9 protein-coding genes are annotated in these 13,976 nt (G+C 43.0%); 4 read left to right on the top strand and 5 right to left on the bottom strand.

Features of this window, described 5'->3' with window-relative positions; all coding sequences use genetic code 11:
• Positions 1-22: 22 nt before the first annotated feature.
• Positions 23-556 carry a hypothetical protein gene (locus HMPREF3002_RS06085; protein ID WP_070595487.1) on the bottom strand — a complete coding sequence of 178 codons (534 nt, stop codon included), beginning with the start codon at positions 554-556 and terminating at the stop codon, positions 23-25.
• A 203-nt stretch (positions 557-759) separates the two neighbouring features.
• Here HMPREF3002_RS06085 and HMPREF3002_RS06080 point away from each other — a divergent pair, with 203 nt between their 5' ends.
• Together HMPREF3002_RS06080 and HMPREF3002_RS06075 are read left to right on the top strand one after the other, a co-directional pair.
• Complete coding sequence (locus tag HMPREF3002_RS06080; protein WP_070595486.1) at positions 760-1,449, top strand: response regulator transcription factor; 690 nt, start codon at positions 760-762, stop codon at positions 1,447-1,449.
• Complete coding sequence (locus tag HMPREF3002_RS06075; protein WP_070595484.1) at positions 1,449-2,336, top strand: sensor histidine kinase; 888 nt, start codon at positions 1,449-1,451, stop codon at positions 2,334-2,336. The genes HMPREF3002_RS06080 and HMPREF3002_RS06075 overlap by 1 nt, the downstream gene beginning before the upstream one ends.
• 20 nt (positions 2,337-2,356) lie before the next feature.
• Here the strand turns inward: HMPREF3002_RS06075 and HMPREF3002_RS06070 are convergent, their stop codons facing one another.
• The 4 genes from HMPREF3002_RS06070 to pabB all read right to left on the bottom strand — a co-directional run bounded on the left by HMPREF3002_RS06070 (position 2,357) and on the right by pabB (position 6,812).
• Complete coding sequence (locus HMPREF3002_RS06070; protein WP_006595651.1) at positions 2,357-3,109, bottom strand: ABC transporter permease; 753 nt, start codon at positions 3,107-3,109, stop codon at positions 2,357-2,359.
• Between the two features lie 57 nt (positions 3,110-3,166).
• A complete protein-coding gene (locus HMPREF3002_RS06065) occupies positions 3,167-4,075 on the bottom strand; it encodes an ABC transporter ATP-binding protein (RefSeq protein WP_031574611.1) in 909 nt (302 codons plus the stop codon).
• 395 nt (positions 4,076-4,470) lie between these two features.
• Positions 4,471-5,085 (bottom strand): alpha/beta fold hydrolase, encoded by a 615-nt coding sequence (locus HMPREF3002_RS06060; protein ID WP_021153837.1) that lies wholly within the window; start codon positions 5,083-5,085, stop codon positions 4,471-4,473.
• Positions 5,085-6,812, bottom strand: coding sequence for an aminodeoxychorismate synthase component I (pabB, locus tag HMPREF3002_RS06055; RefSeq protein ID WP_070595482.1), 1,728 nt, complete (start codon positions 6,810-6,812; stop codon positions 5,085-5,087). The genes HMPREF3002_RS06060 and pabB overlap by 1 nt, the downstream gene beginning before the upstream one ends.
• A 118-nt stretch (positions 6,813-6,930) precedes the next feature.
• On the opposite strand from pabB, the gene HMPREF3002_RS06050 reads away from it, so the two are divergent.
• Both HMPREF3002_RS06050 and HMPREF3002_RS06045 read left to right on the top strand, forming a co-directional pair.
• Positions 6,931-7,986, top strand: coding sequence for an acyltransferase family protein (locus HMPREF3002_RS06050; protein ID WP_070595481.1), 1,056 nt, complete (start codon positions 6,931-6,933; stop codon positions 7,984-7,986).
• A gap of 302 nt (positions 7,987-8,288) precedes the next feature.
• The gene (locus tag HMPREF3002_RS06045; RefSeq protein ID WP_070665597.1) at positions 8,289-13,688 is read left to right on the top strand and encodes a Cna B-type domain-containing protein; all 5,400 of its coding nucleotides are present in this window, start codon (positions 8,289-8,291) and stop codon (positions 13,686-13,688) included.
• Positions 13,689-13,976: the final 288 nt, after the last annotated feature.

Here is a 13,976-nt window from a genome sequence, read left to right as displayed (position 1 = left end):
GTTTAGCCAAGTTATTACGGATTTACTGGTCGTAATCTAAGACATTATTCTCGATGACAAACTTAGATTCAGCGGAAACGTTGGCTGCTCCTAGTTGCAACTGTGAACTTCCGTCTGGCTCTAGGATATGCCACTGACCGTCCTTGTGGGCAAAGATAGCCTGAAATGTGATGTTATCGCTCTTGTATCGAATGGGTAGAACAAATGCTTGATCTGTATTCTCTAAGAGAATCTCTTCTTTTTTTTCAAAGTTATAGATATAAAATTGCCCAGTTCTTTGTCCCAAACCATGAAGTTCATCGACTTTTTTCCAGTTCTCAAATTTTGTCCGAACAAGGGATTCATTATAAATCTTGTTGAAGGTTTCGTTGCGTTTCTTCGTTTCTTCCTCGTCTAGTGTTTTCTGAAACTCTGCAACCTTTTTAGTCGTTTGGATGGTTTGTCTGTTTTGCTCCCTGATTTGCTGGCGGTGGATGACTCGCATCATTCTTGCAGCAACGCCCAGGATGACAAGGATGGATACAAGACTGATTTTAGTTTTAGCATGATTTTTCATAGATGAGTCTCCCTATTGTGTCATTGGTCCTATTATACCCTTTGAAAGAAAGGATCGTCAAGTTCATCTTGTGATGATCTAACATGCAGATCTACCTGGGGACAATAGAATTTTATCAGATTTTCATTGACGAAGGTCCCTTTATTTGATAGGCTAGGGGAATAGAACTGATTTCGCAAGAAAAGAAAAAAGGAGCGAGGCAAGTGGCACGGATTTTATTAATCGAGGATAATAATGATATCCAAGAAATTTTATACAGTCTCTTAAGTGAAGATCATGAGGTCCTTCAGGCTTTTTCAGGTACAGAAGGGCTGCGGCTCTTCCAGCAAGAAGCTGTTGATTTGGTCTTTCTGGATATCATGCTTCCAGGGAAGAATGGGGATCAGGTCCTGGAGGAGATCCGTTTGCAGAGTCAAACACCGGTTATCATGATGACCGCTCTGGGAGACAAACACCTCATTAGCCAGTATCTCCTTGCAGGTGCCAATGATTATATTGTCAAGCCCTTTAATCTGGACGAAGTGGCGGCTCGGGTGACGGTGCAGTTGAGAAATCAACCGACGGTAGCACAGGAAGCTCAATCGTCGCAAAAGCTATCCTTTAAGAATTTGGTCTTAAATCCAGAAACCTTTGAATTGGAGTCCGGAGAACAGACGCTTCGCTTGGGCAAAAAAGAATTTCAAATTTTTGAGACCTTGCTGTCACATCCAAAGAAGATTTTCACCAAAGAAGAATTGTATGAGGCGGTCTGGGAAGAAGTTTATCTGCCTGGAGACAATACCCTCAATGCTCAATTAAGCAATCTCCGAAAGAAAATTGCCCAGCTTGATCCAGATGAGGACTATATTGAAACGGTCTGGGGCTTGGGTGTTCGCTTGAAAGGAGACAAGTAATGTGGGTTTTAGTTCTAATTCTTGTCGTCCTTGTCCTTCTCTTGGGTTTGGGCTATGCTCGCTTGCTTTCTGCCTTAAAGGATTTGCAGGAGCAGATTCAAAAGAAACTTCAAAGCGGAAGTGGGGTACGGCTGACCTCTCAGCTCTCAAAAAAAGAATTGGTCGCCTTGACCAAGCAGGTCAGTGATCTCTTTGATCAGATCGAGCGGACCAATCGGATTGCCTTTCAAGAGAAAAAGACCTTGGATATGGCCATCAGTAATATTGCTCACGATATTCGGACACCTTTGACCATTGCGTCGGGCTATACCCAACAAATCATTAAGGGTGGGACGCAGGAAGAGGAGAAGCTGAAGAAAATTGCTTCCAATCTTCAAGTCGTCTCAAAACGTTTGGAATCTCTCTTGGAATACAGACGCTTGATGGAGGGAGCTATTCAGCCTCGGATTTCAAACGTTAATCTCAGTCAAGTCTTAACCCAGCAGTTGTTCCAGTATTATGATAGCTTGTCTGAGGCGGGGATTACCTTAGAGGTAGAGCTAGAAGAGCATCTTCATTATGCTACGGATCCTGAGCTTTGGGAGCGCCTCTTGCAAAATATGCTCAGCAATGTCCTCAAGCATGGAAAGGAGCAGGCCCGTTTGACCTTGATGTCGGATGCAGACACGATTCGGGTCGAGCTGCGCAATATTGTGCAACAACCGATCCAGCACTTAGACCAATTGGCTAGTCGATTCTACTCTGAAAATCTCTCGGATACAGAAGAGTCATCTGGCTTGGGTCTCTATATCATTCAAAATTTTGTAGAGATCTTAGGCGGGGACTTGCAACTGGCAACGGAGGCAGACTGGTTTATCTTGACCATTACACTAAGAAAAAAGGCTTGAGCACTGCTCAAGTCTTTTTGTTATAAATCTTTGTGTTTAAAAGTAGCCAGTCCTAGGAAGCCGAAAACAAGGATGAATCCAAGGGCGATCGAGAGGGTGTTGGTTGTTGCTGTTGTGCTCTGTACCATGGAATATTGGAATTCCAAGTTTAGATAGTGGAGAATATCAATATCTTTAAGGAAGAGCGCAGGAAGGCTTAAGAGGATATTTCCAATGAAGTAGCCAACGAAGGCCAAGGTGATGGATTGGCTGGCATAAAGAAGGAAGGAAATGATGCTGACCCAAGCCAAGGTGGAAAGGAACTGAATCAGCACGGTCAGTCCAAAATGAGCAAGGAAGTGCTCTGGCATGGTGCCAAGTCCATTGTAGAGCGTCGCGATCAAGAAGACGAGACCATAAGAAACAAGAAATTGGAAGAGAGCAATGGTCAGAACAACGGCGCTTTTGGCAAAGTAGTAACTGGTGCGCGAAACGCCATAGGCCAGACTATTCTTGTATAAGTTTTGCGTTAAGTCTGTTCCCAGGACCAAGGTGATGACAATAATGGTAAAGAGGATAGTCACACTGATGCTGGAAGAGTAGTTGGTCAAAGCTTTAAAGCCTGTCCAAACTTCGGTCGCTTGGGGCAATTTGGATTCCGTATTGACGCCGACGTGGCCAGTAGCTCCAAAGATGACTCCAGACAGGATGTTGAGAACGAGAATGGCTTCTGTAATCCAAAAACCTTTGGAGCGAAAAAGTCTGTAAAAATCTGCTTGAATGGTATGCAACATGATAAATCTCCTAAATGAAATATGTGGGATAGGTAATAGAGGAAGACGGTGATTGGACTAGTCTACCAAGTCCGTAAAGAATTTTTCCAGATCTTGGCGGGCATAGTAGATTTCGTCCACGTCAATATCGGCTTGAACGAGGGCTTTGACAATGACTTTAATATCGTGAGTCTGTCCGAAGATATGGATTTCTCCATCCTTATCGATGACCTTGATGCGGTGATGGAGTTGATCCTGGATCAGTTGACTCGCAAGGGCTAGCTGACTTGTCTTGAGGATGATGTAGTCTTCTCCTTGTTCTTCGAATTCAGCCTTGCTAATTTCTTTGATCAGGCGTCCTTGGTCGACAATGCCAAAGCGATTGGCAACCAGATAGAGTTCGGAGAGGATGTGACTGGAAATGAGGATGGTCATGCCGAGTTCATCATTGAGGCGTTTGATCATCTGACGGAATTCCTTGATTCCGACTGGATCAAGGCCATTGATGGGTTCGTCCAGAATAAGGAAATCTGGCTTAGCAATGAGAGCAATCGCAATTCCCAACCGTTGTTTCATCCCGAGTGAAAAATCACGGAATTTCTTCTTACCCGTATTATTCAGGCCAACATAGTTCAAGGTTTCTTTGATGACCTGGTCGGGATTGGGAATATGGCGAGCCTTGCAATAGTAGACCAGGTTTTGATAGGCGGTCATATGCTTGTGAGCCACGGGACTTTCAATGACAGATCCAACCCGTTTCAAGGCTTGGGTCCACTGGGAGCGATTTGTAGAAGCAAAGAGAGAGACGCTTCCGTCAGTTTCTTGAATCAGCTGGGTGATGATCTTGATGAGAGTGGTTTTCCCAGCCCCGTTCTTACCGATCAGGCCATAAACGTCGCCTTTGCGAATGGTGAGATTCACATCATTTAAGGCGTATTGTTGACCGAACTTTTTACTCAAATGGGAAATTTCTAATACTTTTTCCATGGTTTTCTCCTTCGTCCAAATGACTAGTTGTTTTCTTTACACTCTTAGTATACAGCTTGCTTTTCAAATAACTATCAAGCAATTCTCAAATATTTCTAAAAAATTGCGGTAAAGACTTCTTATAAAATAAAAATGTTGAATAGGTGACTCTACAAAGAAATAAAAAGAATTTCTAATGTTGAAATTCAATCCAAAATATATTAAAACTTTCCGCTGTGAGAAAAGTGCTAGAAACGATCATGTTTCTAGCACTCGGGAGTTTTGGAACCTTAGGTCCAAAACTAAGTCATGGAACTTCTTTGAAGTTCGCTGACGTCCGTCCTCACCTAAGGAAAGTTTTAAAAATGACTTTATATATATTAAGAGCAACTGTTCTAAAAGTTAGCCTCTTCATTTTAAAACCCAGCGACAAACTCCTTGATGGCTTGCGCGAGTTCATAGGGTTTCTCGGTATTGAGTAGATGACCTCCGTCTGCGATTTCTTGATAGCGGCCTTTTGGCAGGAGCTTGGCCAATTTTTTAGAAGAAGATTGATTGGCCCAATCTTTGCTACCACAAATCACCAAGCTAGGAAGAGGGCAAACTTTAACGGTATCGGTTAAATTGAGCCCTTTTAATTCCGTCAAGATTTGAAGCATCTGTTGTTTATTGGCATCTTGTTTTTCAAAGACATGCTTGGGAAGTAGACGAAAGAGAAGGATCTGGAGCCGATAGAGGGGATTGGTGTTAAGTTTGTATTGTGTTCCTACAAGGACTAAGCCCTTGAGTTGCGGGAAGTCTTGTCTGGAGAGATCAAGAGCGAGCACGCCACCTAGTGAGAGTCCTACCAGAATAAAGGGTTCGCTTTCTTGCTGGAGGCGCTCCATCAACCTTTCTTTGACTTCCTGATAGCTTTCTTTTGGATGGGAGAAAATATCAAAAGTTTTGGAGTGCAAGGGTGAAAGTGCAAATTGGACTCCTTGCCAAGAGAGGACATCTTGCCCTAGTCCATGTAAAAAAATAAGTTTCATCAGGAATCCTTTCTTTGAAAATCGAGTTCGTAGAGACCACGAAGAGCATTGCAGGCATAAATACGATCAGCGTCTGTTAAATCGTTCAGAGTCAAGAGTTTTTCTTCCACCTGCTGGGTCTCAAGAAGATGGCGCCGATAAATGCCATCGAGTAAGGGGAGGTGAGCTGGTGGGGTATAGAGTTGTCCCTCTATCTCCAGCACCAGATTGCCAATCGTCGTCTCTAGCAAGGTTCCGTCTGGCAGATGGAAAATTTGCTCGTGATCTGACTGGTTGAGATGGTCTCTCTGACTCGTTTTGAAATAAGTAAATGGCGTCGCTAAATCAAGCTTCTGCTCTGTCAGTTGGGCCTGTAGATAGCTAGCTGGCAAGTCTGTCAGCTCCGTGATCTCTAGGTGGAAGGTCCCGTTTTTTTGCAAGGCAATCCGACAACGATAATCAAGGTTGGACTCCAAATGAGCAAGCTCTTCTTGAAGTTCTTTCAGGAGCTTCGACTCATCATAAGGATAGGCAAAGTAGCGACTAGCTTCCCTCAAGCGTGTTAAATGTTGGTCTAAGAAAGTCAACTCTCCTTGGTGGATGCGGCCGGTCGTCAGGAGCTCAAAGTGAGACTCTTGTCGGTAGAGGACAGCCGATTTTTGCTTGGTTTCCTGGTATTCACCTTCCCATTTGCTATCCCAAGTGATGCCTCCTCCCACGCCATAGATGGCTTGATCCCCCTGCATTTGAAGGGTCCGGATGGCCACATTAAAAATCCGTTTCCCTTTTGGAAGAAGGATGCCGATCGTTCCACAGTAGACACCTCGAGGAGCCTTCTCCGTCTTTTGGATGATTTCCATAGTGGAGATCTTTGGTGCTCCTGTAATCGAGCCACAAGGAAAGAGAGCTCGGAAGGTTTGGACCAGGTCGATCTCAGCTCGTAAGTGACTTTCAATGGTCGAGGTCATCTGCCAAACGGTGGAGTATTGCTCGACTTGGCAGAGATGGGTCACCTGCTCACTTCCAATCTCCGAAATCCGGTTCATGTCATTGCGGAGGAGGTCGACGATCATCATGTTTTCTGCTCGATTTTTTGGATCGGCTTCTAGCCAAGCAGCCTCTTTGAGATCCGCTTGGTTGGTAAGCCCGCGGCGTGTCGTTCCCTTCATAGGGCGAGTGGTCAGTAGCCGGTCGTCTTGCTCAAAAAAGAGCTCAGGGCTAATGGAGAGGATGGCTACATCATCATGTTGGATGAAGGCATTGTAATGAGCTTTCTGCTCTACCACTAGTCGGTTGTAGATGGCGAGAGGATCCGCCTCTAGCTCTTGAGAAAGCTGGACGGTGTAGTTGACCTGATAGGTATCCCCCTGGCGGATGTGGTGATGGATAGTCTTGATGGCTTCTTGGTAAGCGGGAGCCTCGACCTCTTCCTTCCAATTGGCTGGCAGGTCCACTGCTTCATAGTCCTCTGGGAAAGGAAGGGTTTCAACCTCCTGGTGGATAGTGAAGTAGAGGAGATACTCTCCCATGAGAGGAGCAGGGTGGACAGCTAATTTTTTCTCAAATGCAGGTGCTGCCTCATAGCTGACATAGCCGACAGCATAAAAACCAGCCTCCTGGTAAGTTTCCACTTCTTTAAGAAGTGCCTCTACTTGGTCGAGGTCTCTGGTTTTTAATTCTTTTATGGGCTTGGTGAAAAGGTGTCGCAATCCAAGTTCTTTAAAATCAATAATCGTTTGTTTGTGCATGCTTTGAGTATATCAAAAATAGAGGAAAAAAGGTAGATCAGGATACAAGATTCCTTGCCCCGGCCTTTCTTTCATGCTAAAATAACCTTAGATTCTGCATTTTGCAAGGAGTAGGAACATGCAAAAGAATTCCCTCTACAATACTTCTAGTATTAGTCTCTTTCAATATCTGTTTGCGATTGCAGTGATTTTGGTGCATAGTGGTCGCTTAACTTCATATGAGCCGGTGCATTTTGGTCTCAAGAGTATGCTTGGCCGGCTAGCGGTGCCATTTTTTATCGTCTGTGCCAGCTTTTTCCTTAAGCAATCACTAGGGAATTCTCAGAAAATGAAGGCCTATCTGGTCAAAATCGTAAAAACCTATTTGTTTTGGAGTTTTGTTTACCTTCCGTATGCTTGGCTCTTTTTCTCTAGTCTTCGTCTTCCTGTCTATCTTTTTCCAGCAGGTGTTCTCATTGCACTGATCTATCTGGGGATGTGCTACCAACTCTGGTATATCCCAGCCTTTTTGCTGGGTTTGTTTTTGGTCAATCAATTGGTCAAATACCTAGGTATGGTTTGGACGGGGTTGATCACCTTTCTTCTTTATTGCTGGGGCTTGATCGAGACCTATTCGGCTTATCTGGACACAACAAGTCTTCTCAAAGGTTACCAGCTCTACAGCAATTTATTTTTTACAGCGCGAAATGGTCTCTTTTACACGCCCATTTTTATTTATATGGGTTATTATCTGTATGACCATTTTCATGCACAAACTTTTAGAATTCACCGTTGGCAAAAGCTAGCTCTTGCCTTTGGATTGCTCTGTCTAGAAGGGATCATTATTTTTCAACACGAAGGAATTGATAAGAACTTTTTCTTTCTTCTTCCTTTTGTGACCGTTTATTTTGTCAATGCCTGCCTGCGATCGTCCTTTTTGAAAAGCTATAATTTACAGTATTTAAAGCAAATGAGTATAGCTCTTTACTTTTCGCATCCGATCTTTATCGAGTGGGCTCGCTATGGCTTTAGCAGCCCCCCTCTCTCTTATCCAGACAGGGGCAAGCTGATTTTTGTGACGGCCTTGTTTGGCAGCCACCTCTTTGGACTAGCCATGCTGTGGGTACGAGAGAGAAGGGAAAAACAAAAGATTCCTTCAAATGGTGAAGAGTTAGATAAAATAACCAACCAATAGTAGGGTGTACAAAACTCAAGCAGATGTGTTTGAGTTTTTTTGTATGAAGAAAATCAAGGAAGAATAAGAATTGGCAGACTGCTCCTCCTTGTTTATAAATGTTTTATTTTCTTGCCCTTGGATATAAGAAAGGGGAAATCAGTACCAGATAGTGATTTATAATATAGACATCATTGTAAATAATGTCTATATTATTGAATAGTGATGATTTAATTTGAAAAGCAAAGGATATTTTAAAAAATAAGTGATAAAATTAAAGGGAGGGCCTTTTGGAAGGCTAACAAAAGTAAAGGAGATAAGACATGAAAAAGCTTCGTTCATTATGGAAAGACTTTTTGAAAAAAGGTTTTGCCATTTTAACAATTTTCATGATGCTAGGCCAGCTTGGCCAAGGGGCGATCACAGCCTTTGCCAATGAGCTAGCAGTCGGGGATAATGGGGCCTTGGATGTTGCCCTTATGTATGGGGATAAACAGAACCATCCAGATGGGATGTCCTATTACACAGGGGATACCATGTCTGGTTATATCCAGATCACCCCTAAGAATTTGACAACGGATATTAATGAAGTAACGGTGACCTTGAAGGTTCCTGGAAAGTACTTACGAGAAGTTAGTTTCCCTGACTTCAATAGTGCTTCAGAGCATGACAAACCAACGGTTACAAAAGTTGGAGATGATTATCAAGTCACACTTCACTTTAACAATTACCAAAAGTCAGAGGTCCTAACTCTACCATTTATTGGAAAATTTAAAGTCGGTTATGCACCGACCAATTATTCATTGGATATTACGGGTACCTTGAACATCAATGGGCAGGAAACAGCGCTCAATGATATCATTTGGAAACCCAAGTACAACGACTATCGCTTCACCAAGTACATCAACCAAAACTTGAACGAAGCCATGTCTAAGGACTATGCGGAAGCAATGCCAGGTATTGTCAAAGGTGCGGATGGTAAGAACTATATTGAAACACCAACTTCTGTCCCATTTGCCTTCCAATTGGACGGAATGCGTGGTCAATACGGTGGTCAATACCGTCAGTTAGAATCAGCAACGATCACTGATAAGTTACCAACCTATACAGATAAAAGTGGGAAGACTCGTACAGCTGTTCTTGATACAACCAAGTCTGAAGGCTGGGTAGACAATGGAGATGGTACCGTTACGAAGACTTTCAAGGCGGATGCAAACAACAATCCAGCAGCTTATCACCAAGAATTTATGACCAAAATCAAGGATACAAGTTACCTCTACTTGAAATTCCCTGATTTGGTCTTAGAAAAAGACCAAACCCTCAAGGATGTCCTTAGTAAGGATTTGACCAATACTGGTAGCATCGTAGGGATTCCTGCCAACCGTGGAGAGGGAGAACCGGATATTACAGCTGAAGATTCCCTCATTTTCCGCTTGACTTCTCGTGACCTTGAAGGGGCTGGAAGTTTTGCCAAAAAAGCAGATGGTGATGTCTATGATTCAACTGAATATAAAGCAGCAAATTATAAGTGGATCATAGCCTTTGATAACAAAACTCCTTCACCACAAAAGAATTTTGTTTTCTATGATGAGACAGTTGACTCTCGGTTAAAATTTACCAAAATTGATTACGCTCGTCTCATGCAAGGGAATTATGGAAATGGCGAGTTTGTTAGCAAATATGTGAAACGCTTGATCCTTACTTTGGACGATGGTAGTAAAAAAGAAATTCAGCCAGAAACTGATAAAGACGGCAATGGCTTGATCGATTTAACCAAGTATGGAACAGTTGTCGGTTGGCGGATGGAAATGAAGGATGATTTTGTCCTAAAATCTGGTCAAGGAATTCGCCTCAATACCTATACAAGCTTCAAAGATCCAGAAAAGACTCGTTACGATGAAAATGATGCGACCAAGAATGAATTCAAGAATACAGGTCGTGTCACTTATCAAACACAATCAAATATTGCTAAAGACCAAACATCAGATTGGACCTTTAAGCTGATTCCTTTGAAGGAAAGCTTTGAGATTTCAAAAACGACGGATTACAATGATGTTCGTTATACTGATGGAGAAAATATTCGTTTTGGTTTGATGGCAACCAAAGTAGTTTTAGATCCTGATAAGGATTATGGAGACCTGCGAATCATTGATCTGTATGATCCAAATACCCTTAAAGTCGACTATAAAGATTTTGAGAGAAACCTTGCCTCTAATGAAAAAGGTATGAAATTCTTAAAGAGTTACGATGTCATTGAAAACTATCACAACTCTGGACGGACAGCTCTCATCATGCATTTGGACCAAAAAGAGTTTATTAAGGCTTCTCTGAAAGATCTTAACCGCGTGCGTCTACCGTTTATTGTGGCTGATCTGAAAGGGAAAGATGATGGTGGTACCTTCACAAATAAAGTATATGTCGCTGGAAACGGGATCCACGATCTTGAAAATGCCAACCCTGATCGGGTCACGGAAGACGTTTACGATCTGAATGGAAATGGTTCAACAACGGATAAAATCCCATATGCTCAATCAAACTATACGATTGTTGCGGCTGAAGGAATCTATGCACGCAAATATATCGCTAAAAATGATGACCTGTCAGACGCTTCGATTGTGACACGTACCTTCAAACCAGGTGAAACCTTTAACTACAAACTCACCATTAAAAATAATACGGATAAGGCAGTAGAAGATGGAGTCGTCTATGATGTCCTACCAAAAGTAAAAGACGTTAACACACTAGACGGATCTGGTCGGATGACAGAATACACGGTCAGCCTTCGTGGACCAGTGACAGCTCCAGAAGGATGGACGGTCTACTATACAACTGATACAGGCGTTACGACAGATACCATGGCGCAAGCTGCTGACAAGGATATCTGGACGACAGCTGTGGCTGATTACAGTCAAGTAACAGGAATCAAGTTAGTTGCAAATGCAGGAACTACGATTCCTGCGCGTGGAGAAGCCAGCTTTGGTGTCCCAGTCGTGAATCCAAGTGAATTGACCGATGAAGTCAAGGCCTTGATGCAAAAACGCACCAAAGATAATGAAGATAACGGCGGTCGTTCCGGTCTTGTTCAAGCTCATAACCAGTTTGGTTACAAGGCGAAAGGTCACGAAGGAAATCGTGAGTCTAATACCGTAACTGCACAAATCTTCTCGGCTGCTTTCCAAGTCAAGAAGGTAGACAAGGATGATCCTAAGAAAGTCCTTGAAGGTGCTGAATTTACCTTAACTGATGCAAATGGTGCGGTTGTTGCGACGGCCACTTCTGATAAAAATGGAGAACTCTCCTTTAACACCTTAACAGAAGGAACCTATACGCTCAAAGAAATCAAAGCACCTGAAAACTACAAGTTGGATGAAACAGAACATGCTGTGGTTGTCACCTATGATGCGGACAAACAAATCTACCACGTCACGGTGGATGGAAAAGCGGTTGGCTCAAAAGCAGTCCCAGTTGAGATCGCTAATGAAGCAGATATCAAGTATCTCGATCTTGAAGCTTCAAAAGTTTGGGATGACCAAGACAACCAAGAAGGGCTTCGACCAGCAAGTGTGGAATTCCAACTTTACAAGAATGGCAAAGCTCAAGGAAAACCAGTCACGGTTTCAGCAGCAACAGACTGGAAAGCTCACTTTACGAACCTTCCAGATAAAGACAGTGATGGCAAGCTCATCACCTACACTGTTAAAGAAGTGAAAGTTCCGACTCATTATACGGTCGATACAGAAGAAGCCAGCTTCACAGATGGAAAAGCCACCATCACCAACAAGCGCACTCCTGAGACAACGACGGTTACAGTCAAGAAAGTCTGGGATGATGCACAAAACCAAGACGGTCTTCGCCCATCTACCATCAAAGTTCACCTCTTGGCAAATGGAACAGAGGTGCAAGCACTTGACCTGACTGGTGAAGGAGATGAATGGACTCATACCTTCACAGACCTACCCGTCTATAAAGATGGTCAAAAAGTTGTCTACACAGTGACAGAAGACAAAGTGGACAATTACACTACTAAGATTGATGGAACGACGATTACCAATACTTACAAACCAGGTAAGACAAGCCTTACTGTTACGAAAAACTGGAAGGATGCCAATAACCAAGATGGCCTTCGTCCAAAAACAATCAAGGTTCAATTGTATGCTGGTGATCAAAAGGTTGGTAAGGCTATTGAATTGTCAGCAGATAACAAATGGACCCATACCTTCTCAAACTTAGACGAGAAGAAAGCTGGCCAAGTTATCAACTATACAGTAAAAGAAATCGATGTTCCAGAAGGCTACACACAAGCCGTCGAAGCAAGCAACCCAGGTCAAGTAGTCGTGACCAACACGCACGAACCAGAAAAGACCAAAGTAGAAGTGAGCAAGAAGTGGGAAGATGGAGACGACCAAGATGGTCTCCGTCCAGCCAGCATTCAAGTTCAATTATACAAAGATGGTCTTGCGACGGATCAAGTGGTAGAACTTTCAGCCGCGAATGACTGGAAAGGTGCATTTGAAAACCTTGATGCCAAGGCAGCTGGAAAAGCAATCACTTACACGGTGAAAGAAGTCGCTGTTCCAGATGGTTACAAGGTGACGGTAAATGATAAGGACAAGGCCAATGTTGTCTTGACCAATACGCATGAACCAGCTTTGACAGAGATGAAAGTTACGAAGAAATGGGAAGATGCCAATGACCAAGATGGTCTTCGTCCAAAATCCATTAAGGTTCAACTCTATGCTGGTGATGAAAAAGTAGGAGATCCAGTGGAGTTGTCAGCGGACAATCAGTGGACTCATACCTTTAGTAAATTAGCTGAAAAGAAAGCCGGTCAAGCTATCAGCTACCGTGTGGAAGAAGTCTCTGTTCCTGAAGGCTACCAAGTCACTGCTGATACCTCTGATGCTGCTCACACGATCTTGACCAATACGCATACGCCTGCGGTGATCGATATTCCAGTGACCAAGATCTGGAATGACCAAGACAATCAAGATGGTCTTCGTCCAGCAAGTATCGTGGTGAATCTTCTTGCCAATGGTGAAAAAGTTGCTCAAAAAGAACTCACGAATGCGACAGATTGGAAAGAAAGCTTCACAGGTCTACCAAAATTCAAGGATGGAAAAGAAATCGTCTATACTCTTCAAGAAGAGAAGGTAGCTGAATATACGACTACAATTGATCAGGCTGCTTATACCATTACCAATACCCATGCACCTGGTAAGACAAGCGTCACGGTCACTAAGAAGTGGGATGATGAGAATGACAAGGATGGAATTCGTCCGAAGAGTATTCGCGTTCAACTCTATGCCAATGATCAAAAAGTCGGTCAAGAAGTAGAATTGTCAGCTGAAAACAAGTGGACCCATACCTTTGCAGATTTAGATGAAAAAGCAAATGGAAACACCATCACTTATACAGTGAGAGAAGTCAGTGTTCCAAAGGGCTATGAAGCTCGTAACGACGAGGATGGTAAAGGAAATGTTGTGATTACTAACAAGCATGTTCCAAAAGAAACTCCAAAACAACCAACTCCTCCAAGTTCTTCTGAACCAAAGAAACCGGGTCAACCTGAACCTAAAAAACCAAGCCAACCAGAGCCGAAGAAACCAGGCAAGATCTTAGGATTCTTACCAAATACAGGTACGACCATCTCTATTATTAGCTTAGTTTTAGCCTTTGTCTTGGCAAGCATTGCAGCTTATATTTTGAAGAAAAAGAAAAAATAAGCTAGTGCTTCCTTTATAAAATGAAACAAACACCAGAGATGGTGTTTGTTTTTTATAGTGGCCTCTTATAATTGTTTAGCGATCGTTCTCATGGGCGCTCGCTCTATTTTTCAATTCCCGAACGTTTTCAAGAAAACTTCAGAAAATTCTTGACTTCTGATGAAATAGGCGTATGATTAGTTGTGAACTGTTGAACAATCATTTTCAAGAAAATCCCTGATGTCGACTAAGGGATCTGTGAAAGGAGAAGCGGTTCAAATCGAAAATCTATAGAGCGTTGCGTCCGAA

Origin of the sequence: Streptococcus sp. HMSC065E03 (genome assembly GCF_001815045.1) — a bacterium.
Classification (GTDB): domain Bacteria; phylum Bacillota; class Bacilli; order Lactobacillales; family Streptococcaceae; genus Streptococcus; species Streptococcus parasanguinis_AD.
Note: the sequence above shows the minus strand (reverse complement) of the source record. Positions and strands in the feature narration are given on the sequence as shown.